The organism is Streptomyces seoulensis (genome assembly GCF_004328625.1).
Lineage (GTDB): Bacteria > Actinomycetota > Actinomycetes > Streptomycetales > Streptomycetaceae > Streptomyces > Streptomyces seoulensis.
In genome coordinates, this window is record NZ_CP032229.1 from 232,313 (window position 1) to 255,450 (window position 23,138).

The following is a 23,138-nucleotide window of genomic DNA, read 5'->3' on the forward strand; positions in this document are numbered from 1 at the left end:
CGGACGCGGCGGACCGGCGCCGGACAAGCCCCGAAGGCCCCGCATCCGAGGTGCTGTGGATGCGGGGCCGGGGGTTCTCAGCGCAGGCCGGTCACTGTCGGCCGGTCCTGCGCCGCTTGGCCCAGAGCAGGCCGAGTCCGGCCGCCAGGAGCGCGGCGGCGAGCCCGGCGACGGTGAGCACCTGGGTTCCGGTGGCGGCGAGGCCACCGGAACCGCTGCCGTCGGAGGGCGGGGTGGCCGGGGGCGTGACACCGGCGGCCGGGGTGGAGGGAACCGGCGACGGGGTGTGCTGCGCCGGAGGCGTGCTGCCGTGGTCCGTCGGAGGTGTGGTGGGCCGGTGGGTCGGCTCGGACGAGTGCGTCGGCGGCGGGGTCGTCCCGCCTCCGTCGCCGGCGGATGCGCCACCGCCGCCGAGGAGGGCCAGCGCCGGGTTGTCGGCGCTCTCCGTCTGGCCCTCGGCGGCGATCTTCGTCGTCTTCTCCAGGTTGGGGTGCTGGGCCTTGAACTCCACGCGGGTGATGTTCTGCTTCGGCGCCTTGCCGAAGTCGACGCCGCCCATGACGCACATCTTCTGCTGGCCGCCCACCTCGCAGGGCAGCGAGTAGTCGCCCTTGGTGAAGGACTTCATGTAGTCGTCCCAGGTCTGCTTGGGCGTCCACGACCGGTTGGGCGACCGTACCGGCCAGCGCGCGATGTCACCGCTGTCGATGACCGCGTGGTAGTCCCCGGCCTGCTCGGCGTCGCTCTGCCGGACGTACTCGGCGGCCACGCGGGCGCTGTAGACGCGGCGCAGGTCGGCGTAGTCGGCGGAGGTGTTCACCTTCTTCTCGACGCCCGGGATGATGTACTGCTTGAGCAGGCCGTTCGCGGTGTCGCGCTGGGCCTCGGTCAGCTTGCAGTCGTTGCCGTTGGGGTCGGGGGTCTCACGGTCGATGTGGTCGACGTTGACCTTCAGCGGGGTGTCGAGGATGTACAGGCCGCCGTCGTCGGCGCGGACCTTGGCCGTCTTCGGGGTGATCCACAGCCGGATGGTGTCGCCGCAGGGGATGTTGGCGGCGCGCATGGCCTCGGCGTACTGCTTGCCGGGGTCCTTGCGGTAGTCGACGTCCTTGGCGTAGTCGTGCTTCATCTGGAGGTCGGCCTGGAGCAGGACCCGCCCGGCGTCGGTCTTGCCGAAGGTCTTGTCCATGATCTTGTCGGGCTGGTCGGGGTTCAGGTTGACCCAGAACTTGTCCGGCGTGAGCGCGAGCCAGGTGAAGAAGGAGTCGGAGATGAGCTGGGCCTTGGCCTTGCCGCCCCAGCCCTTGTCCCCCGTCTCGTCCTGCACCTTGTCCGCGGAGAAGGCGTACGGCAGTCCCTTGCCCTTGACCGGCTTGCCGACGTAGGCGAGGTCGAGGGTGGAGAAGTCCACGCCGCCGGGGCCCCGGACACCGAAGCGCGCCGGGCCGCTGCCGCCGAGGCGGCGGATGCGGTCGGCCATGTCCTTCGGGGTCGCCGGGGACTGGCCGATGGTGCGTGAGGCCGACCCGCCGAGCCGGTTGTCGCCGTTGGCGGCGAAGTTGGGGTCCGGCCTGGTGGCGCCGGTGACGTTCTTGTAGCTGATGGACTTGTACTTCGGGACGTCCGTGGAGAGGTGCTCGTAGGCGCGTACCCGGGGCTGTCCGTCGGTCCCCTTGTACTGCTCGGCCATCCTGCCCAGGTACTTGGTGGTCGCCGAGTCCTTGGACTGGCCGTTGACGTAGGAGATGCGGCCGTTCTTCGCCAACTCGCCGTTCTGGAAGCGCGGGTCCTCCAGGAACCGCCTGTTCGCCAGGTCCTGGCCGGTGTCGCGGCCGGGGCCCGCCTTGAACTCCAGGAACTGGCCGGTCTTGTAGTTCACGGCGTCGAACTTGCGCACCAGCGGCTTCTGGCCGCCCCTGCCATCACTGACCATGATGGGCTTGCCGTTCTTGTCCTTGATGGCGATCTCTTCCTGGCAGAGCCAGTCCTCGCCGACCAGGCCGAGATCGTTGATCACCTTCGTCTCGAAGGCCGCGCCGCGCTTGTTGTTGTTGTGCGGCATGATGTAGCCGCCGTCGAGCCAGTCCGCGAACGTCTTGTACTTCGGGTTCCCGTTGTTCAGGTAGCTCTTGTACCGGGCGAAGACGCGCTCCTCGCTGTTCTCCGGGTAGGAGCTGTAGGGCTTGTCGAACTTCGCGAGGAACTTGGCGCGCTGGGCGGCCTGTTCGTCAGTGGGGTTCTCGGCGTCACCGGGCAGGGTCAGTCCGTCGAAGCTCTGCCGGGGCGCGTCGTAGGTGTAGGAGTCCCGGTCACTCGGGGCGCGGACCTTCAGTCCGCGGTCCCACGGCAGGTTGTTGGTGCCCGGCCGGGTACTGGTGACGCCCGGGAGGCTGTCGCAGCGCTTCCCCTTCGCCGCGTACGCGAGGTCACCGTGCAGACCAGGCAGGCCGGTCAGTGTCAGAACGCCCGCCGCGGTTAACGCGAGCGCGGCACGCGGCCACACTCTGCGGCGCGGCACCGTCATCACTTGAGTCACGAGGGTTCTCCAACGGGAGCCCTGCGAATACGGGTTCACGGTCGGCGCCAGGGCCCCCGTGACTGTGGCGCCGAGTTCCTCACTCTAGCCATCGCCTCGCGTTGCATGTCTGCGTCAAGAGTGACCGGGCACAGGATCGTTACATCCGGTCGTACCGGTCGTACCGGTCGTTCGGGGCCGCCGTAGAGTCATGGTCATGCGCACCATCGACGACCCCGCCTGGCTCCAGAACCCGCGCCTGACCGCGTGGCTGGAAGCAGCACGCACCTCATTCGACTTCCTGGCCGCCGAGACGGGGGGCGACTGGGACCACTCCCCCGCGTCGCTCGACCGCCTCGAACAGGTCCTGCGCTCCCGCTACGGGACCTGGGAGGAGATCTACCAGCACCCGGACGACCCGGTGCTGATGGCGGCCGCCTGGTACCTGGGCGAGATCGCCGTCCGCGATCACGGTGCCGTCTGGGCCTGGTCCCCCGACGGTCCGCAGCCCGGCGAGGACTGGCCCGGCACCCCCCGCCTCACCTACCCCCGCGCCCACCTGACGCACCTGGAGGCCGACGCCCTGGCCGCCGAGGAGGAGGCGGGCGAGGACCCGTTGCCCACGGTCGTCCCCCTCTCCCACGTCGGCTCCCTCTACGCGGAGGGCGAGCACCATCTCGCCACGATGCTGGACCACTTCACGGCGTTCGAGCGGTGGCGGGCGGGAGTGTCGGACTGAACCGGTCAGCGGGCGAGGCGGGGGAAGAGTGACTCGGCGTTGCCGCGGTCGATGGCCTCGGCCCGGCCCGGGGTGAAGTCCGGGTAGGTCTCCAGGAACTGGTTGTAGCAGGTGCCGGCCTCCTGCGGGGCGAAGGGCCAGTCGCCGCCGTGGAGGACGTGGCCGGGCTCGGCGAAGGCGAGCAGGGCCGGCAGGGCGGAGGGGCCCGCGGACAGGGCGGTGTCGAAGACGTAGTCCGCGAGCGGGGCGGGGGTGCCGGGCAGCAGGGGCATCGGCGGCCGGGACGGGTGGACGAAGGCGTTGGCCGCGCGGCGGTCCAGCTCGGCCCAGAGCGGCTCGAAGTCCGGGTCGCCGAGGTACTTGCCGTGGGCGTTGGACATCAGGACCACACCGTCGGCGCCCAGGACGTCGAGCGCGTACACGGCCTCCGCCACGGCGGCGTCCATGTCGGGCAGCGGGATGCTCGCGAAGTGGCCGAAACGGTCCGGGTGGTCCCCGACGACCTCGGCGCCGTACTCGTTGACGGCGCGGGCCAGGTCGCGGGCGTCGTCGCCGGGGTGGATGCCGGGCGAGGTGACGGACATGACGCCGGTGGCGATGCCCTGCTGGTCCATCATCGCGATCGCGCCCTCGGCGCTCCAGGCGGTGACGGCCTAGCCGCCGGAGGTCAGGCCGCGCCGTGGGCCGCTCGGGGGCCGGCCTTTCCATGGCCCAGCTCACCCTGCTGGAGCCTCTCGCCACGTCCGGGGAGGGCCTTGCCGTGGGCAGGCTGGCCGCCACCGCCGAGGTGAGCGTCCCGACCGCCACCCGCATGCTCAAGCAGCTCGAAGCGGCGGGCGCGGTCACCCGGCAGCGCTCCCCGCACGACGAGCGTCAGGTCCTCGTCCGCCTCACCGACGACGGCGCGAACCGGCTCGCCGCGACGCGGACGGAACTGAGGACCCGCCAGACCGAGGCGCTGTCCCACTTCGGCGCGCGGGAACGCCACGAACCGGCGGCGCAGCTCCAGCGCCTGGCCGCCGTCATCGGCGACACCGTCCCCACCCGACCGGGGAGACACCACGCAGCGGTGACCCCTCCCGGAACGCGCCGGATCGCGCCGGAAATTGCCTCTCCGGTCAACCGGGTCTGCCCCGAAGGTCCTTGTACGGGGCGGCCGTGATCGTCTACCAAGGAGACATCACTTCCGGTCAACAGGAGAGTTCATGCACGCGCACGGCAAAAACCGGAAGGACGACCTCCACGACGAGCGGCTCCCGGCACGCAGGCCGACGGCTCCGGGCGCCGGACCGGCGTCGGGCCTCATGGGCCTGCAGGGAAGCATCGGCAACGCGGCGGTGGTCCAGCGGATACGGCGCGCGGGCGTGACCGAGGAGGAGCAGGAGCATCAGCACGAGGCCGGCTGTGGCCACGGCGGGAGCGCGCAGGCGCCGGTGCAGCGGTCCTCGGTGCACGACGTCCTGCGCGGCGCGGGCCGTCCGCTGGACCGTTCCACCCGCGCGGACATGGAGTCCCGGCTGGAGGCCGACTTCTCCGACGTCCGAATCCACGACGACCGTTCGGCCAAGAACTCCGCGTCGGAGATCGGCGCCCGCGCGTACACGTCGGGCAGTCATGTCGTCCTCGGGGAGGGCGGCAGGGACAAGGAGACGCTGGCGCACGAGCTGACCCATGTGATCCAGCAGCGGCAGGGACCGGTCTCCGGTACCGACAACGGCTCGGGGCTGCGGGTGTCCGACCCGTCGGACCGCTTCGAGCGGGAGGCGGAGGCGAACGCGCGGCGCGTCATGAGCGCGCCCCGGCCGTCCGCGCGGGCAGGTGCCGACGGGGCGGTCCAGCGGGCCTCGGCGCGGCAGGCGACGGCCCGTACGACGGCGGTCCAGCGGATGCCGAAGGCGACGAAGGCGAAGACCGGCGCGAAGAAGAAGGCGCCCAACGCGAAGGACGAGCTGATCAAGGAGCTCCGGCTCCTGGGCTGGAAGCCGCACGGCGGCGCGCAGAACCGCACCCTGCACCTCGCGGAGGGTCCGGAGGAGAACCAGACCGCGGACCTGAACGCCACGGAGAAGATCTACAAGGACTCGGGGAACACCCGTCCGCCGAAGGACTTCGCCGCCGCCCGGACCACCCAGAGCATGCGCTGGATCTCGACCCTCGCCAAGGAGTACCTCGGGAGCGTCACCTCCTCGGCCGCCGAGGAGGTGCAGGTCAGCGCGATCGGCACCGACCTGTACATCTCCGCCAACCGCAACACGCACAACGCGAAGCTGCGTGAACTCGCCGGGAAGCACGGCACGGGCAAGGCGTTCGCCAAGGCCCTGGTCGAGCACTTCGGGGAGCCGGACGCCGCGGCCCAGGACCGCTTCGCCCGCCACACCGGCAAGCTGTCGGACCGGGTGGCCGAGGGCGAGACCGAGAGCGGGGACTACGCCGAGATCGCGACCATGGCGGTCAAGGTGCCCGAGGACGTCTCCGCCGACGACGACGGCCTCCACGCCGAACGGCGCCTGCAGAAACTCGAGGGCTTCGACCCGGCGAAGACGGTCGGCGTCAAGCGCCCCTGCGTCGTCTGCTACACCCAGATCTACGCCACCCCCGTGCAGGACGGCGACGTCGAGGTCTACCCGGGCCCGCTCTGGCCGAGCAAGGCGGCCAACAAGGGCATGGAGGACTACGAGGAGGAGAACGTCAAGGACTACGCCAAGTACCTGCACGACCTCGTCGAGGCGGCCGGCGGCACCTACATCACCTTCACCCAGCAGGGCGACCTCACCTGGGACCAGAACAGCGACTCCGACACGGACCGCGAGGGCACGAAGGTGGGCGCGGACGGCGACGCCATGGAGGTCGACTCGGACTCCTGAGGGGCCGGACCGAGAAGGACGTGCAGGCGGGCGGCCCGCAGCGGATCTCCGTCGAGGACGGCGATTCGATGGTCCACCTCTCCCAGGGCAACCGGCAGCCGGCCTCACCGCATCTGCTCTCCGAACCCGCGATCATCGCGGGTCTCGCCCGGGCGGCACTGCCCGGCTCCGGCACCCCGTGGGAGTGGTACGTCGAGGACCACGACCGTATCCGCGACACCATGGCGAAGGTTCTGCTCGGCTTCGAGGACTTCAACCGGCGGGTCCGGCAGCCGATGGGCTTCCGGATCGAACAGCCCGCCCGTGAGCGGGTGTTCCTCACCCCCTCCGGGCGCGCCGAGTTCTCGCACGCTCCGCTGCCGGACGTGGTGCCCCGCGAGGGAAGGCTCGTCCTGGGCACGATGCGCTCCCACGACCAGTGGAACACCACGATCTACACCGACGACGACCGCTACCGGGGCATCCACAACCTGCGCACGCTGGTCTTCATGAACGGCGACGACATGAGCGAGCGGGGGCTCGCGGAGTTCCAGCCGATCGTGATCACGGCACACGCGAAGGACGGCACCGAGCGGACGCTGAAGGGGTTCCTGGCGGTCAGGCACGACCTTCCGCGCGGTGTCGCCGCCGGCTACATGCCGGAGCTGAACCAGCTCATCTCGATCAGCGACTACAGCGAGCAGAGCGACCAGCCGCTGATGAAGCAGCTCGATGTGACGATCGCGCCGGGCACCTGACGACGGGTCATCCGGCCCCGGGAGCGCCGGGGCCTGAGGCGTGCAGGACTTCTCGGGCCTGTTCGGCGGCGCGGGTGATGCTCTCGCTGATGAAGTCCAGGAAGCGGGCGGCGTTCTCCAGCCGGTTCGCGGCCGGGGTGTCGGGACCGAGGACGGCGACACCCCGGCGCGCCGTCTCCACCAGCCGGTCGTTGGCCCGCGCGCTGGCGATGGTCGACTGGTAGAAGAGGTCGTTGTCGACGACGTAGTGGTCGCGGCGGCGTTCGTCGCGTTCCCGGCGGACGAGGCTCTGGCTCTCCAGGAAGGCGATCGCCTTGGAGATCGTCGCCGGACTGACCTCCAGGCGCCGGGCGAGCCGGGCCGCGGTGAGGCTGCCCGCGTCGGTGACGAACAGACAGGTCAGCACCTTCGCCGGCATTCGGGGCAGGCCCGAGGCCATGAGGACGGCGATGAACGTCTCCTCGTACTCGGCCACCGCCCCGCCGTCCCGCCCGTCCGTCCGGGAGGCCGGCTCCGGGTCCCGGGCGGTGGGCGTGCCGCGACGGTGGGCGCGGCGTTCGGTGGCGCGGTGGGCCAGGTCGGCGCGGTAGGCGGTGGGGCCGCCGTTGCGCATCACCTCGCGCGTGACCGTCGAGGTCGGGCGGCCGAGGCCCCGGGCGATCTCGGCGTAGGGGAGGCTTTCGGCCAGCCCCAGCGCGATCCGCCGGCGCTCCTCCTGGGTGAGCCTGCCTCCCGGCATCGCCGCCTCCTTCATGATCCTTCGCGGTGGTCCCGGTCCTCACCGTAGCGTTCACTCCCGGTCCATTGCAATGCGAGCACCATACCCATTGCCTTGCCCCGCAATCCATTGCAACGCTTTTACGTCTACTACCTGCGTAAACAACACGCCCACGCAACAAGGGTGTTGCCGCATCCCGGAACGCAACGTAGCGTTTCCAGTATCGGAAACAACGACTGCTCGGGAGAACACCATGCAGAAGTTCGACACCCCCGCCCCGATCTCCGCCGTCGTGGAGATCCCCGCCGGACGCGTGCAGTTCATCGCGGCGGACCGCACCGACACCACCGTCGAGGTGCTGCCCGCCGACCCCTCCCTCAACCGTGACGTCAAGGCCGCCGAGCAGACCTCGGTCAGCTGCGCCGACGGGGTCCTGCGGATCACGGCTGCGGCCTCCGGCAACCGGCTCCTCGGCCCCTCCGGGTCCCTGGAGGTCACCGTCCGGCTGCCCGCCGGCTCCCGCGTCGAGGGCAAGGGCTCCGGCGTCGAACTCCGTGGAGTGGGGCGCCTGGGCGACATCGACTTCGAGGGCGCGTACCGGCAGGTCAAGATCGACGAGGCCGACGGTGTCCGCATCAGCGCGCTCGACGGCACCGTCGGGATCGGCAGGCTCAACGGCCCGGCGGAGATCAGCACCGCGCGGGGCGACATCAGGATCACCGAGGCGCGGCGCGGCACGGTCGTGCTCAGCACCGGGTCCGGCGACATCACGATCGGCGCCGCCACGGGCGTCTCGGCCGCCCTGGACGCCACCGCCGGCCACGGCCGCGTGAGCCAGGCCCTCAAGAACGACGGCACCACCGGACTCGACATCCGCGCCATCACCACGATGGGCGACATCACCGCCCGCAGCCTCTGAAAGACCGGACCGGAACGCCACGACGACCAGACCCGGGGGAACCCATGACGCACAACGACAATCCGTCCGCCACCACTTCGGCATGGACCGGCATGGTGCCGGTCGACGACACCGCCCTGGCCGTCACCGACACCGGCGGCCCCGGCATCCCGGTGCTCTATCTCAACGGCCAGTTCGCCACGCAGGGTTACTGGCGACGGGTCATCGCCGAACTCGGCCCGCAGTGGCGGCACATCACCTACGACGAGCGGGCCCGCGGCAGATCGAGGCGTTCGGCCGACTACTCCTTCGAGGCGGCCGTCCGGGACGTCGACGCCGTGCTCGCGGCCAGGGGGGTGGACCGGGCGCTGGTGGTGGGCTGGTCCTACGGGGCGGTCGTCGGGGCCCACTGGGCCGGCCGCAACCCGGACCGCGCCCTGGGCGCGGTCCTGGTCGACGGCGCCTTCCCCTACGACTGGCTCGACGAGGCCATGGAGCAGCGCATCCGCAAGCTGTTCCGCCGGCTGGGCTGGTTCCTGCCGCTGCTGCGCCCGACCGGCCTGGCCCCGCGCATGACGGCCGCTCAGCAGGCGGAGAGCAACATCGAGCTGGGCAGACTGTCCCGCGAGCGCGAGCTGGGCCCGGTGCTGGACGGCATCACCGTCCCGGTGCGGTACGTGGTCGCTTCGGGGACCTCGTTCGGCAGCCGCGGTGACGAGCAGGAACGCATCCGCGCCGGTCTCGACGCGGTGACCGCGCGCAACCCGCGCATCCGGATCGGCGCGAAGGTCGACAGCAACCACGGCGCGCTCCTCAAGAAGGACTTCCGGGCCATCGCCGAGGCCGTACGGGAGGTCGCCGCCACCTCGGCCGAAGGGCGCTGACCGCCCGCTCCCCCGCGCCCCTCGCCGGGGCGGCCGGGAACATGCCCGGTCCGGGGCGGTGCCGCTCGGGGGTGGACCCTCCGTGTCAGGGTGGCAGGGGCGCGGTCTTTCGGGGCCGGGCACGCCGGATGGCCCCACGGACCGTAAGGGAGAGACCGTGCACTGGAGTGCGTCGCTGCTGTGGAACCCGGGCACCGGCCAGGGCCTGCGTCAGCTGGCCGAACTCGGCCTGGCCCTGGTGCTGTCGACGGTGATCGGTCTGGAGCGGGCGTTCCAGCAGAAGAGCGCCGGTCTGCGCACCCACGCGCTGGTGGGGCTGGGGGCGGCGCTCTTCATGGAGGTCTCCCAGCACGGCTTCGACAACGTGCTCGGTCTGTCCCACGTCGACCTGGACCCCTCCCGGGTGGCGGCGCAGGTCGTCTCGGGCATCGGCTTCATCGGCGGCGGGCTGATCTTCGTACGGCGGGACATCGTGCGCGGACTGACCACGGCCGCGACGGTCTGGCTGACGGCGGCCGTCGGCATGGCGTGCGGGGGCGGGCTCTGGCTGCTGGCCGCGGCCGTCACCGCGGCCTACCTCCTCATCGTGCGCGGCTACCCCCTGCTCACCCGCGGCATTCCGGCGATCTCCACCGTCGAGGAGACCGATCTGCGCCTGTCCTACCTGCCCCGGCGCGGTGTTCTCCCGCGCGTCCTCGAACGCTGCACCGCCGCGGGCTTCCTCGTGGTGAACGTCCGGATCGACCGCACGGAGCGGGACGCCGGCGGCGAGGCCGGCCCCGCGACCGGCAACACCATGGTGGACCTGTCCATCGAAGGCACCGGCGACGTGTACCGGCTCATGGCGGAGCTGGCCGAACTCGACGGCGTCGTCAGTCTGTCGGGCCCCGAGACCGAGGGCACCGACTGACTGTCACACCGATCAGATTTCATCTCGCGTTTTGCAGAACGTTGACTTCGCCGGCAGCGCATGACGGTTTCCCGCATACGTCCGCACTCTTACGCATGAAGGACGGGAACGAGCCAGGGAGAATAGAAATCGGCCATTCCCCGGAACGGAACACTTCGTTCTTTCGGTGCGGTGAAACCTGGGCTCCGGCGGACCCTTACATCCGGACATACCCGAATTGCCTTCGCCAAATGCACGCGAGATCGGTGTGGTCTCGTGGTTGACACGTGTGGCATCGGGTCGTGAACATGCAGTGCGGATCACGGCGCATGATCCCGACCGGTCCCGACGCAAAGGGCGTAAGGGCGACTGACTTCTTCGCCGGCCCCGTCATCCAGATCTGTCCCGCCGGGAGGGAATTCCAGGCTCGAGGAAGGAATCCGACGCGCCCCGCGTCCAGCTGCGGCTTTCGGGCGACCCGGCTGGAGAATTCATTTCGCCGTCATATCCCTCACCCAATCATGACACCCGCTGTTCCGTGTGCCCGGACGCGGGTGACGAAGGAGTGTGCACATGACGTTCAACGCCCTGATGGGCACGTCCCCGAACGGCGACGAACTGCCACGTGTCGGTGCGACCGCGCGACTTCACACCGTGATCAGCGGCCACTGGTCCTCGGACGTCCTGCTCCGCCTGGGCCTGCGGCGATGGCCGGACCCGGCGGAACCGCGTCCGGAGAACCACGAGGTCGTCGCACTGGACGATGGCGGCTACGCGCACACCGTGGACACCGGCACCGGCTTCGTCACGGTGCAGTTCACGCCCGAGCCCGACTCCGCGCCGCACGCGCTGGAGCACAGCGACCCGCCCACCCCGCGCTGGCGCGCCGCCGTGCTGACGGAAAGCGTCCGGGCGGACGATCCGAGAGCCGCCGCGGTCGCCGGGGCGCTGGCCGACGCCCTGCTCGCCGAAGGCACCGCCTTCAGCGAGACCGAGGTGGCGCGGCTGTGGGGGGCGATGCCACTGCTGAGCCGGTACGCCACCGAGGACGACGCCCTGGCCGACTGGGCGCTGATCTTCCGCGACCACTACGTGGAGAACAGCGTCGGCTTCCTGATGGCCGCCGAACGCTCCGGGTTCGCACCGCAGTGGATCTACGCCCTGGACAAGGGCGACAAGACGCTGCGCCGGGACCGCGTGCACGGGTGGTTCCTCTCCCGGGGCTACCGCAGCGCCACCCTGGACAACTCCGTCGTGAACGGCACCGCCACCGACGAGGAGGTGCGCCGGGCGCGCGAGGTGGGCGCCGACGTGGACGCCTTCATCCGGGCGGCCCACGCCGAAGGCCGGCGCGTGCTCATGATCGACGACGGCGGCATCATCGCCCTCGGCTCCGCACACGACCGCCTGGTCACCGAACAGCCGGACGCGGCACTGGAGTTGACCGTCAGCGGCCTCAAACGCATATCCGCGGCCACCGACATGCGCCTGCCCGTCCTCAACATGGCCCGCTCCGAGGTCAAGACACACCTGGCCTACAACGAGATCGCCGACTCCTGCGTACGGCGGCTGCGCGCCATCGTGCCCGGCGAGAAGTTCGTGGGCCGGCGGGTGCTGTCCCTGGGCTTCGGCACCCTCGGCGCCCGGGTCGCCAGGTCGCTGCGCGCGACCGGATGCCGCGTCACCGTCGTGGACACCGACATGCTCGCCCTGGTCCGCGCCGCCGAGGAGGGCTTCGACACCAGCCGCTCGGCCCACGAGGCCCTGCTGCACATCCGCCCCTTCCTGATCATCGGGACCACCGGCGAGGACGCGCTCACCGAGGCCGACCTGCCGCTGCTGCCCGACGGCGTGCTCCTGGCCGGGTTCGCCACCCGGGACTTCAGCCTGTTCAGCGAGCGCCGGGTCGCCGCGACGGCGTCGGACGTCCCCGGTGTGGGTGTGCGCTACACCCTGCCCGACCGCCGCTCCGCCGTCCTCCTAGGCGACGGCCGGTCCCTGAACCTGTACACCTACGAGGGCATCCCCAACCGGGGCTACGACGCCTACCGCGCCGCGACCCTGGTCACCGCCAAGCACCTGTGCCGGTCCGCCGCCGACCTGGCGCCCGGCATCCACCTCGGGGTGGTGGACCAAGTGGTGCGCGGCGCGGGGCTGTTCGACGCGTACTACGACACGTATCTCGCCGACACGGTCCAGCCGGCCGGGGCGGGCGCCGAGAACGGCGGGGACGCGCATGAGTGACCTGCCCCGCGTCTGCGTCGTCGGCTACGGAGTGGCCGGCAAACTCCACCACCGCCTGCTGGAAGCCGCCGGTCTGCGCGTGTGCGCCGTCGACCCGGCCGTGACCGGCGTACCCGCCGGCGTCCACCGCCACCGGCCCGTCGACCACAGCCCCACCGTCAGGGACATGACGGGCCCGGTGCACCTGTGGTCGCTCTGCACACCCACCCAGGTGCACGTCGATGTCCTGGCGGAGGTCCTGGAGCGCGACCCGCTGGCCCGCGTCATCATGGAGAAGCCGGCCTGCCGGGCACAGGACGTGCCCCGGCTCCTGGAGCTGCTGGAGCGGTACCCCGGAGCGCGTGTGGTGGTCATGAACCAGTACCGGCACGCCCACGCGCTGCGCCTGCTGGACGACCTCCGGCGCCGTCATCTGCCGGACCAGCCGGTGACGGCGGTGCGCGTCGCCTTCAGCAAGGACCGGCGGGCCGACATGGAGGCCGGGCGGTTCGTCGACCGCGACCACGGCGTCTTCGGCTACGAGTGGCCGCACATGCTCGCGGTGGCGAGCCGGCTGCTGCCGTCGGAGGCGTACCGCGCCTATGTCGAGACCCCGGTCGAGGACGTGCGCGGGGTCGTCCACGAGGACTACTTCGTCACGGCCGCCCGGGAGCGCGCCGTGGTGGCGGACGGCGTGGAGCTGGACCTGTACTCGTCGGTCGTCGGCGACCCGCCGGGCGACACCGGCACACCCGACTGGGCCCGTCCCTTCGGCCACTCCGTCGGCGGGCGCCGACGGCTCGCCCAACTCCAGGTCGGGCCGGCGTTGTTCACGGCCGAGATGGACCCCGTGGCCCTTCCGGACGGCAGCCGGCTGCCCGCCAACACCCACCGGCTGACGGCCCAGCTTCCCGGCGGCGTCCAGGAGACGCTGGTGAACGACTCCCCCATGGACAACGCCCTGCGCACCGCGGTCGCCCGGCTGCTCGGCGATCTGCCCCTGCCTCCGGTCGACCTGCGCCCCGTGCACCGCATCAGCGCGCTGGCGGGCCACTTCGGGCACGCCCGCGCGGCCGCCGCCACGGCCGGACAGCTGAGCGGAGGGGCCGTATGAGCAGGCTCCGTTTCGGTGTCGTCGGCTGCGGTGTGATCGGCGGTCTGCACGCCCGGGTGCTCAGTTCCTACGCACCACTCGCCGAACGGGCGCGGCTCGTCGCCGTCGCGTCGCCCTCACCCGGGCGCGCGCACCGGCTGGCCGAGGAGACCGGCTGCGAGGCGACGGATGTCGACGCCCTGATCGCGCACCCTGATATCGATGTCATCAGCGTGTGCACCCCCAGCGGTCTCCATGCCGAGCTGGGGCTGCGGGCACTGGCCGCGGGCAAGCACGTGGTCGTGGAGAAGCCCATCGACGTGAGTGCCCGCGCGGCGGACCAGCTGATCGACGGCGCACGACGGGCCGGGCGCGCCCTGGCCGTCATCAGCCAGCGCCGCTTCGATCCGGCCTCCCGGACCCTGCGATCCACCCTGGACGCCGGGGAGTTCGGGACGCTGACGTCGGGGCTGGTGGAAGTGCCCCTGTGGCGCGGCCAGTCCTACTACGACTCGGGCGGCTGGCGTGGCAGCCGGGCCCTGGACGGGGGCGGCGCGCTCCTCAACCAGGGGGTGCACGCCGTCGACCTCGCCCAGTGGCTGCTGGGCCCGGTCGTCGAGGTCGCCGCGCACACCGCCCTGAAGGGCCACAGCGGCATCGAGGTCGAGGACGTCGTCACCGCGAGCCTCAGGCATGCCAGTGGTGCCCTGACGTCCCTGCTGGCGACGACCGCCGCCTACCCGGGCCGCACCACGCGCCTGACGGTGCACGGCGACCGGGGCAGCGCGGTGATCGACAACGACGAACTCACCTGGTTCCACGCCGCCGGCCCCGGCGACGACACTTCCGCCTACGGCGCCTACGGGGCCGGCAACCAGGCCGCCGAGCGCCGTCCGCCCACTCCCGCCGAGCAGCGGGACGCCAGCGGTCTGCTGCCCTCGCCCCACGGCGACCAGCTCGTCGACTTCTGCGACGCGGTCGCCGAGGGCCGGGCGCCCGCCGTCGACGGCGAGGAGGGCCGCAGTGCCCTGCTGACCGTGCTCGCGGTGTACGAGGCGGCGCGCACCGGCGCCGTCACCCAGGTGCCGCACACCCTCGGTGCGAAACCCGCCCCTTCCGCCCCCATGACCATCCCGGAGCCGGCATGACCAGTGTGAGTTTCGTCGTCGCCGACGACGAGTTCGAGCGTGACTTCCTGCAACTCCCCCTGGACGTGGCCAACGCGGCCGCCCTGCTCGGGCAGGACGGGGTGGACGTCGTCGTCTGGGACCGCCGTCTGACCGACGAGCCGCCCCGCGTCGGCACGGTCGATGTCGCGGTCGTCGTCACGGCAATCGCGGACCGCGCCCAGTGCTACCCCCTTGATCTGGGCCCGGTGCGCACCGCCGTGGAGCAGGTGCGCCGCACCTGGCCGGAGGCCACCGTGCTGGCCGTCGGCCCGCACGCCACCCAACTGCCCACGGCCACGCTGCGCGAGCTGGGCGTGGACCACGTGGCGCGCGGCGAGGCGGACGCGGCGGCGGTGCACGGCGTACGCGACCTGCTGAGCGGCAGGCCGGTGCTGGGCGAGCTGCCGCTGAGCGGGACGTACCCGCCGCTGGACTTCGACGGGGCGCCGCTGCCCGCGTACGACCTGCTGGACCTGAGCGCCTACACGGCCGAGACGTTCACCGGCGGGCGGGTCAAGCGCGGATCGTGCGGCATGGTGCTGGGCGTACGCGGCTGCACCTACGGATGCACCTTCTGCCACCTGCCGTTCGGCACCCGGATGCGCCCGGAGCCAGTCGAGCGCACCCTCGCGGAGATCGCGGCGATGCGCGAGCGCGGCGTGGACTCGCTGTTCTTCCTCGACTACGTCTTCGGTCTGCACCCCACCTTCTACAAGGAGTTGTGCGCCGGGCTCGTCGGAGGCGGTCTGGAGTGGAGCGGGCAGAGCCGGGCGGAGGTGGTCCTGCGCCAGGACGTGGACCTGTGGGCCGCCGCCGGGTGCAACGGCATGTGGCTGGGCGCCGAGTCGCCGGCCGTCGCGGAGACCGGCGTCGGCAAGCGTGTCCCGGCGGAGAAGATCGACGCGGCGATCCGCCGGCTGTCGTCGGCCGGGATCACCCCGTTCGCCTTCATCCTGCTGGGCCTGCCCGGCGACCCGGCCTGCCTGAGCGGCGAAGTGGTCGACTGGGCCGCCTCGCTGCCGGGGTACTTCGGGCTCAACCAGCTCTTCCTGCGCCCCGGCACCCCGCTCTACGACGAGCTGGCGGCCGACTACAACGGCGGTACGAAGCCCGCGACTTGGGCCGAGGTGGAGGCGGTGACACGGCGCTACCGGGAGCGTTACCCGGTCAGCCTCGACGACCTGTGGCAGCGGCTCGTCAAGCTGCCGAACTACATCGGCAACGCGATGGCCGCCGTATGACCACCCGCCGCACCCGGCCCGGGGCCGAACGGCAGGAGTCCGTCGTAACGTGACCGCGAACGCCCCAAGTGCGGCGCGCGAGGCGAGTGCCGCCGGGCCGGTGCTGCCGCGAGCGTTCTGGTGGCTGTGGACCGCCACGCTCGTCAACCGGCTCGGCGGCTTCGTCGTCGTGTTCCTGTCCCTGTACGTGACCCTCGACCGGGGCTACTCGGCCTCCTTCGCGGGACTCGTCACCACCCTGTACGGCGTCGGCGGCGCCGTCGGCTCGGTCGTCGGCGGCCTGCTCGCCGACCGGCTCGGGCGGCGGACGACCCTGCTGGGCGCCCAGTCGCTGAGCGCCGTCGGCACGGGGGCGCTGGCGTTCACCCAGGGGCCGGGCGCGCTCGCGGTCACCGCGTGCCTGGTCGGGCTGGCGGGCAACGCCTCCCGGCCGGTCGTCCAGGCCGTGGTGGCCGACATGGTCACCGCGAAGGCACGTGTCAGAGCCTTCTCCCTGGTCTACTGGGCCGTCAACATCGGGGTGGCGGTGTCCGCCGCGCTCGCGGGCGTGCTCGCGCAGCGCGGGTACACCCCGCTGTTCCTCGGCGAGGCGGCGGTGACCGCGGTGTGCGCTCTGACCGTGTTCCTCGCGGTGCCCGAGACGCGACCGGACCCGGCTCAGCACGCGGACGACGCCGCCCAAGACGCGGAAGCGGCGGCGGTGAAGCTGTCCCGACAGCGGCGCTTCATGGCCTTCGTGGCCGTGACGTTCCTGGTCGGACTGCTGATGCAGGAGGTCAGCACCGCGCTGCCGCTCACCATGACCCGGGAGGGCCTCAGCGCCCGCGACTACGGCCTGGTCATCAGCCTCAACGGCCTTCTCGTGGTGGCGCTGCAACTCCCCGCGAGCCGGGTCCTCGGGCGCTTCGGCCCGGCGGGCCCACTGGCGCTCGGGACGCTGCTGCTGGGCGGGGGGCTGGGGATGACGGCCGTGGCGGGCTCCCTGGGGACGTACGCCCTGACCGTCGTGGTGTGGACGGCCGGCGAGATCCTGCTGGCGCCGACCGCGATGGCCGCCGTGGCCGATCTGGTGCCGGGCCACGCGCACGGCCGCTACCAGGGGATGTACAGCTTCGCCTGGTCGTCCGCTGCCTGCGTCGCGCCGGTGGCCTCGGGATACGCGCTGGACACCGTGGGCCCGGCGAGCCTGTGGGGCGTCAGCGCGGCCCTGGGCGCGCTGGCGGCCGCCGGGTACTTCCTCATCCTGCGCGGACGGCGCGACGACCGGCGGCCGACGGTCGGCACCACCGACGAGCACGACGAGCACGACGAGCACGACGAGCACGACGACAGATGAACAGGACGAGCAGGAGGATGCACAGGGATGGCCGATGAGATCACGTTCTGGGACTACTCCAGGTCGCAGGCGCTCAGCCGCTACAACGGTTCGAGCATCGGCGTGCGGGAGATCCGGGAACTGTGCGCTGTCCGCGCGGAGATCGAAGGCGTCGATCCGCAACTCCCCTCCGCCGACGATATGGTGGGCATCCATCCCCTGGCGCTGAAGCGGCCGCGCCGGTGGGAGGCGGCGATCGCCGCGATGATCTACGCGTCCAGCGGGCAGATCGCCCTGCGGGAGGAGATCATCAAGGGGCGGGAGCTGCTGGACCGGCTCTCCCGGCACGACCGCGGCGCTCTCACGGTGCCGCGCGTGCTGGCACTGGTCCCCGCCGTGATCGCCGGCTTCCGCTTCAGCCGACAGGGCGAGATGTTCAACCCGGAGGCGAACCGGTATCAGGAAGGCGCTCGTTTCCTGTCGGTGCTGCTGGAGGAACGGCCGGCCCTGGACGTGGAGATCGGACTGTGCGCGCACCGGGCCGGTGTCACCGACCCGGTCCTTCCGGAGCACGTCAGCCCGACGGGCGCGCAGCGCATGGTGGCGTTCGTGGCCGCGCTGCTGGACAACTCCCGGGCCGAACGGCGCACGGTCGCCGTCTCCCAGCAGACGGCGACCGACCGGGCTGCCGGCACGGTCAACTCCCTCGTCTTCCTGCACTACGCGCACGCCGGGCGGCTGGAGCGGTTTCTCCGCATCCTGGACCAGCACGCGGACGACCTGCGCGCGGTGCTGGCCCGGCACAACGCCGTCTCGGCGACACGCTTCCGGTTCACCCCGCTCGAACCGTTCAGCGAGGTGGTGGAGCGGGACATGGACGAGGCGTTCGGGCCGGACTGGACCGGTGCGCCCACCGATCCGCGATGGCGGCGCGGGGGCACGCTGGACGCGGCCATCGAGGAGGCGAAGGGGAAGATGGCGCGCTTCATGCGGGACGCGCCCCTCGACGTCGACCTGCTGCTCCGGCTGCACAAGGACTCCGAGACTCCCAGCGAGCGCGGCGTGTCGGCGCTCCGTTGGTTCGACCGGCACCAGCGGCAGCCGCTCGGCGTCCGGGCCCGGTACGACGTCGCCTTCCACCACCGCCTGGCCCTGACCACCCTGGAGAAGGGCGGTGTGGGGATCGGCATGGAGCGGGGCTGGGACGCCTACCAGTGGCTGGCCTGGAGCGCCGCGTACGGCTCCGCCGGAACCGCGATGCCGCTGCTGTACGCGAGGAGTTCGACCGAGCCCCCGCACCACATCTCGCTGCGGAGCTTCAACCTCCGGCAGTTCTGGTGAGGTTGGCGGCCGGGGGGCCATTTCGGCGTCGACTCTTGACGGGCCAGGTCTGGACCTTTAAGTTCCCGTTCGCCACAGCTTCATGAATGCACACGCTGTTCATCTACCTGAACATCGTGCCCCCACCTACGGCCTCCCATGAAAGGCTGTGAACCCCATGTCCAGATCCGCCCTGCGCGGCGTGCTCGCCGCCGCCCTGCTCACGGTGTCGGCCGGAGCGCTGACCGCGACTCCGGCCGCCGCGGCCACCGGCACCATCACCGGACTCGGCGGCAAGTGCCTCGACGTGGCGGGAGCAAGCTCCGCCAACGGCACGGCCGTCCAGCTCTACGACTGCAACGGCACCGCCGCCCAGCAGTGGACGATGGACACCGACGGCACGGTCCGCGCCCTCGGCAAATGCCTTGATGTGACCGGCAGTTCGACCGCGAACGGCGCCAGGCTCCAGCTGTGGGACTGCACCGGCGGCGCCAACCAGAAGTGGACCGTCTCCGCCGCCCGTGACCTCGTCGGCCGGCAGTCCGGCAAGTGCGCCGACGTCACCGGCAACACCTCGGCGAACGGCACGCCCCTCCAGATCTGGAGCTGCACCGGCGCCGCCAACCAGAAGTGGACCGCGCCCACCGACGGCGGCACGCCCCCCGCCACGGCCCCGATGGCCGTCGCCCCGTACCTCTACAACGGCTGGGGCAGCCCGCCCAGTCCGACCACCATCATGAACGCCACCGGCGTCAAGTGGTTCACCCTCGCCTTCGTACTGAGCAACGGCACCTGCAACCCGCAGTGGGACGGCGGCCGTCCGCTGACCGGGGGTGTCGACCAGCAGACCATCAACACCGTGCGGGGCGCGGGCGGCGACGTCATCCCTTCGTTCGGCGGCTACAGCGGCAACAAGCTGGAGAGTTCCTGCACCAGCGCCTCGGCACTGGCCGGCGCGTACCAGAAGGTCATCGACGCCTACCGGCTCAAGGCCATCGACATCGACCTCGAGGCCGACGCGTACAGCAACGCCACCGTGCAGCAGCGCACCGTGGACGCGCTCAGGACGGTCAAGGCCAACAACTCCGGCATCAAGGTGTACGTCACCATCGGTACGGGGCAGTCCGGGCCCGACACGGGCCTGATCAAGCGGGCCGCCGACTCCGGGCTCCAGGTGGACAGCTGGACCATCATGCCGTTCGACTTCGGCGGCGCGGGACAGAACATGGGGACGCTCACCACCAGGGCGGCCGAGGGGCTGAAGAACGCCCTCAAGAGCGCCTACGGCTACAGCGACGACCAGGCGTACCGGGGCATGGGCATCTCGTCCATGAACGGGATCACCGACGACAACGAGACCGTCACCCCGGCCGACTTCCAGACCATCCTCGGCTACGCGCAGCAGCACCACCTCGCGCGCCTCACCTTCTGGTCGGCCAACCGCGACCGGCCCTGCTCCGGTGGTTACCCGAACGACGACACCTGCTCGGGTGTGAGCCAGAGCGCCTGGCAGTTCACCGGCATCTTCGCCAAGTACACCGGCTGACGGCCCGCTCCCCCAGGAGACTTCCGTGTTCAGAGCTCTCAGCGTGGCCGCCCTCGTGGCCACGACCGCGGCCGGACTCCCGTCGGCCACGCCCCCACCGATGCCGACGACGGCGGGCGCGCGGACCGTGGCGGCCGCGGCGATCCCGACCGGTCCCACCACCGTGATCAACAAGGGCAGCGGCAAGTGCGTCGACGCCCGCGCGGCCGCGAGCGGCGACGGCACCGCCGTCCAGCAGTACGCCTGCAACGCCAGCACGGCCCAGACCTGGCAGCTCGTCGCCACCAGCGACGGCTACTACCGCGTCGGCAGCGGCCTCGACGCCACCAAGGTCTGGGACGTCACCGACGTGTCCACCGCCGACTCGGCCCCCGTCCAGCTGTGGACGTACTCCGACGGCGCCAACCAGCAGTGGCGGCCCGTCGCCGAGGCCGACGGCGCGTACCACTTCGTCAACCGCAACAGCGGCAAGTGCCTGGACGTCCCCGGCGCCTCCGCCGCCGACAGCGTGCAGCTCGCCCAGTACACCTGCAACGGCACGGCCGCGCAGTCCTTCACGCTGGGCGGTGGCACGACGAACCCGCCGGGCACCCCGGACTTCGGCCCGAACGTGACGGTGTTCGACCCCTCGATGCCGGCCGCCACCGTCCAGTCCAAGCTGAACTCGGTCTTCGCCCAGCAGCAGACCAACCAGTTCGGCGCGGCCCGCCAGGCCCTGCTGTTCAAGCCCGGCACCTACAGCGCCGACGCCAACGTCGGCTTCTACACCCAGGTCGCCGGGCTCGGCCTCTCCCCCGACGACGTGACCATCAACGGCGCCGTGCACGCGGAGGCCGACTGGTTCCAGGGCAACGCCACGCAGAACTTCTGGCGCTCGGCCGAGAACCTCTCGGTCAACCCGACCGGCGGCACGGACCGCTGGGCCGTCTCGCAGGCCGCCCCGTACCGGCGCATGCACGTACGCGGCAACCTCGCGCTCGACGACGGCGGCTGGTCCAGCGGCGGCTTCATCTCCGACACCAAGGTCGACGGGCAGATCCGTTCCGGCTCCCAGCAGCAGTTCCTCACCCGCAACTCCCAGATGGGCAGCTGGTCGGGGTCCAACTGGAACATGGTCTTCGTCGGCGACCAGGGCGCGCCCGCCCAGTCCTTCCCGACGTACACCAACGTCGCGAACAGCCCCACGATCCGCGAGAAGCCCTTCCTGTACGTCGACGCGGCCGGCGCCTACAAGGTGTTCGTGCCCGCGCTGCGCGCGAACGCGGTCGGCACGACCTGGAGCGGCAGGACGCCCGCGGGCACGTCGCTCCCGCTCGACCAGTTCTTCATCGTCAAGCCCGGCGCCACCGCGGCCGACCTGAACGCGGCCCTCGCGGCCGGCAAGAACCTGCTGGTCACCCCCGGTGTCTACCACCTCGACCAGACGCTGAACATCACGCGTCCCGACACGGTCGTCCTCGGCATGGGTCTGGCCACGTTCGTGCCGGACGGCGGGATCACCGCGATCAGCACCGCCGACGTGGACGGAATCCAGCTGGCCGGCCTGCTGATCGACGCGGGCACCACCACCTCCCGGACGCTCGTGCGGATCGGCCCGGACGGCGCGACCACCCGGCATGCCGCCGACCCCGTCCAGCTGTCCGACTTCTTCGTCCGCATCGGCGGCGCCACCGTCGGGAAGGCGACCACCTCGCTCGTCGTCAACAGCCCGGACACGGTCATCGACCACACCTGGATCTGGCGGGCCGACCACGGCAACGGCGGCACGGTCGGCTGGACCACCAACACCGCCGACACCGGGCTCGTCGTCAACGGCGCCGACGTCACCGCGTACGGCCTGTTCGTCGAGCACTTCCAGAAGACCCAGGTGCTCTGGAACGGCAACGGCGGCAGAACGTACTTCTTCCAGAACGAGATGCCCTACGACCCGCCGAACCAGGCCGCCTGGACGAACGGCTCGGGCAAGGGCTACCCCGCCTACAAGGTCGCCGACTCCGTCACCGCTCATGAGGCGTGGGGGCTGGGCAGCTACTGCTACTTCAGTACCGACCCCGGCGTCGTCGCGGACCGGGCCTTCGAGGTGCCGAACACCTCCGGGGTCAGGTTCCACGACATGGTGACCGTCTCGCTGGGCGGCACCGGGACCATCAGCCACGTCATCAACAACACAGGAGGACCGTCCAATTCCGCCAACAATGTCACCTATTCGACCGCGTACCCGTAGGGACGGTGTTTCCACCTTCCGTACGGGCCTCAAGGGCCCATGTACCCAGCAGCCACTGGGCAGTTGACCTCGGGTTTTCGTGGTAGCGTCCTTGCTTCAAGGGACAGAGGGACCTGAAAGGGAAATCGTGAACACGGAGAAGATCGCAGCTCGCCGCCTCTCGCTGGACGAGGTGACGAAGCTCGGCATGAAGGACAAGCTCTTCGTTTCCGCCGACACGGCAGAACTCAGGCTTCCCGGCTGTTATGTCCCTGCTTTTCTGACCAAGTCCGGTGAGGATTTCGAGGGTGGCTCGATAACGGCGAGGACCGTATTCCAGGAAGAGGTCTCCTGCCTTCCGGACGACGAGAACGAGGCCGGGATCTACGTGGCCGACGAGACCGGCCCGGAGACCATCGAGGTCCTCCAGTCCGCCGGTGTCGTGCTGGACCTGGCACTGTTCGTCCCCAACGGGGACAAGGGCGCCCTCTCGGCCCTCTACGCCGCGGCCCGGCAGGCGTTCGGCGCCGACGTCGTGCAGATCTGGCGCCAGGGCCTCAAGGAGGTCCCCGACGTCAAGGTCGACATCTTCGAGGAGCAGGTCCCCCGGGGACGCAAGGGCGGCGACAGCCCCAAGCGCGACCGCCGCGCGATCGACACCTACCCCACGCGTGCGGACTTCATCGAGTTCACCCCGGGCTGGAAGCCGGTCGTCGAGATCCACAAGCCGGTCGTCGACGACACCCCGACGATCTGAGCCGGACCCCCTCCGGCCAGGGGCACT

General features: G+C 71.1%; 17 protein-coding genes and 2 pseudogenes. 16 read left to right on the forward strand and 3 right to left on the reverse strand.

Annotation, left to right across the window (positions count from 1 at the left end; genetic code table 11):
* Window positions 1–91 precede the first annotated feature (91 nt).
* Window positions 92–2,536 (reverse strand): hypothetical protein, encoded by a 2,445-nt coding sequence (locus tag D0Z67_RS01050; RefSeq protein ID WP_131589601.1) that lies wholly within the window; start codon window positions 2,534–2,536, stop codon window positions 92–94.
* Window positions 2,537–2,732: 196 nt separating this feature from the next.
* On the opposite strand from D0Z67_RS01050, the gene D0Z67_RS01055 reads away from it, so the two are divergent.
* Window positions 2,733–3,254 carry a hypothetical protein gene (locus tag D0Z67_RS01055; protein ID WP_131589602.1) on the forward strand — a complete coding sequence of 174 codons (522 nt, stop codon included), beginning with the start codon at window positions 2,733–2,735 and terminating at the stop codon, window positions 3,252–3,254.
* A gap of 5 nt (window positions 3,255–3,259) precedes the next feature.
* Here D0Z67_RS01055 and D0Z67_RS01060 read toward each other — a convergent pair.
* Window positions 3,260–3,925 (reverse strand): annotated as a pseudogene (locus D0Z67_RS01060) (amidohydrolase family protein).
* 35 nt (window positions 3,926–3,960) lie between these two features.
* On the opposite strand from D0Z67_RS01060, the gene D0Z67_RS01065 reads away from it, so the two are divergent.
* The 3 genes and pseudogenes from D0Z67_RS01065 to D0Z67_RS01075 form a co-directional block, all read left to right on the forward strand.
* Window positions 3,961–4,416 (forward strand): MarR family winged helix-turn-helix transcriptional regulator, encoded by a 456-nt coding sequence (locus D0Z67_RS01065; protein WP_078873216.1) that lies wholly within the window; start codon window positions 3,961–3,963, stop codon window positions 4,414–4,416.
* A 43-nt stretch (window positions 4,417–4,459) separates the two neighbouring features.
* Window positions 4,460–6,118, forward strand: coding sequence for an eCIS core domain-containing protein (locus D0Z67_RS01070; RefSeq protein WP_031180570.1), 1,659 nt, complete (start codon window positions 4,460–4,462; stop codon window positions 6,116–6,118).
* 2 nt (window positions 6,119–6,120) lie between these two features.
* Window positions 6,121–6,855: pseudogene (locus D0Z67_RS01075) on the forward strand (molybdopterin dinucleotide binding domain-containing protein); the annotation flags it as partial.
* Window positions 6,856–6,862: 7 nt separating this feature from the next.
* On the opposite strand, the gene D0Z67_RS30520 reads toward D0Z67_RS01075, so the two are convergent.
* Window positions 6,863–7,594 (reverse strand): MarR family transcriptional regulator, encoded by a 732-nt coding sequence (locus D0Z67_RS30520; RefSeq protein ID WP_031180568.1) that lies wholly within the window; start codon window positions 7,592–7,594, stop codon window positions 6,863–6,865.
* A gap of 232 nt (window positions 7,595–7,826) precedes the next feature.
* Between D0Z67_RS30520 and D0Z67_RS01085 the strand changes: the two genes are divergently transcribed.
* The 12 genes from D0Z67_RS01085 (at window position 7,827) to D0Z67_RS01140 (ending at window position 23,111) form a co-directional block, all read left to right on the forward strand.
* Window positions 7,827–8,492: a DUF4097 family beta strand repeat-containing protein gene (locus D0Z67_RS01085; protein WP_031180567.1), complete on the forward strand. Its 666-nt coding sequence runs from the start codon at window positions 7,827–7,829 to the stop codon at window positions 8,490–8,492.
* Window positions 8,493–8,536: 44 nt separating this feature from the next.
* Complete coding sequence (locus D0Z67_RS01090; RefSeq protein WP_031180566.1) at window positions 8,537–9,355, forward strand: alpha/beta fold hydrolase; 819 nt, start codon at window positions 8,537–8,539, stop codon at window positions 9,353–9,355.
* Between the two features lie 157 nt (window positions 9,356–9,512).
* Window positions 9,513–10,265, forward strand: a complete 753-nt coding sequence (locus D0Z67_RS01095; protein ID WP_031180565.1) for an MgtC/SapB family protein — start codon at window positions 9,513–9,515, stop codon at window positions 10,263–10,265.
* A gap of 552 nt (window positions 10,266–10,817) precedes the next feature.
* Window positions 10,818–12,488, forward strand: coding sequence for a Rossmann-fold NAD(P)-binding domain-containing protein (locus tag D0Z67_RS01100; RefSeq protein ID WP_031180564.1), 1,671 nt, complete (start codon window positions 10,818–10,820; stop codon window positions 12,486–12,488).
* Window positions 12,481–13,581, forward strand: a complete 1,101-nt coding sequence (locus tag D0Z67_RS01105) for a Gfo/Idh/MocA family oxidoreductase (protein WP_031180563.1) — start codon at window positions 12,481–12,483, stop codon at window positions 13,579–13,581. The genes D0Z67_RS01100 and D0Z67_RS01105 overlap by 8 nt, the downstream gene beginning before the upstream one ends.
* Window positions 13,578–14,708 (forward strand): Gfo/Idh/MocA family protein, encoded by a 1,131-nt coding sequence (locus tag D0Z67_RS01110; RefSeq protein WP_031180562.1) that lies wholly within the window; start codon window positions 13,578–13,580, stop codon window positions 14,706–14,708. The genes D0Z67_RS01105 and D0Z67_RS01110 overlap by 4 nt, the downstream gene beginning before the upstream one ends.
* A complete protein-coding gene (locus D0Z67_RS01115; protein WP_031180561.1) occupies window positions 14,705–15,970 on the forward strand; it encodes a B12-binding domain-containing radical SAM protein in 1,266 nt (421 codons plus the stop codon). Before D0Z67_RS01110 ends, D0Z67_RS01115 begins: the two co-directional genes overlap by 4 nt.
* A gap of 49 nt (window positions 15,971–16,019) precedes the next feature.
* Window positions 16,020–17,306: an MDR family MFS transporter gene (locus D0Z67_RS01120; RefSeq protein WP_078873193.1), complete on the forward strand. Its 1,287-nt coding sequence runs from the start codon at window positions 16,020–16,022 to the stop codon at window positions 17,304–17,306.
* A gap of 27 nt (window positions 17,307–17,333) precedes the next feature.
* Window positions 17,334–18,626, forward strand: a complete 1,293-nt coding sequence (locus D0Z67_RS01125; protein ID WP_031180560.1) for a hypothetical protein — start codon at window positions 17,334–17,336, stop codon at window positions 18,624–18,626.
* A 157-nt stretch (window positions 18,627–18,783) separates the two neighbouring features.
* Window positions 18,784–20,151: a ricin-type beta-trefoil lectin domain protein gene (locus D0Z67_RS01130; protein WP_031180559.1), complete on the forward strand. Its 1,368-nt coding sequence runs from the start codon at window positions 18,784–18,786 to the stop codon at window positions 20,149–20,151.
* A 100-nt stretch (window positions 20,152–20,251) separates the two neighbouring features.
* Window positions 20,252–22,375, forward strand: coding sequence for an RICIN domain-containing protein (locus D0Z67_RS01135; RefSeq protein WP_234312698.1), 2,124 nt, complete (start codon window positions 20,252–20,254; stop codon window positions 22,373–22,375).
* 127 nt (window positions 22,376–22,502) lie between these two features.
* Window positions 22,503–23,111, forward strand: a complete 609-nt coding sequence (locus D0Z67_RS01140) for a hypothetical protein (protein ID WP_031180557.1) — start codon at window positions 22,503–22,505, stop codon at window positions 23,109–23,111.
* Window positions 23,112–23,138: the final 27 nt, after the last annotated feature.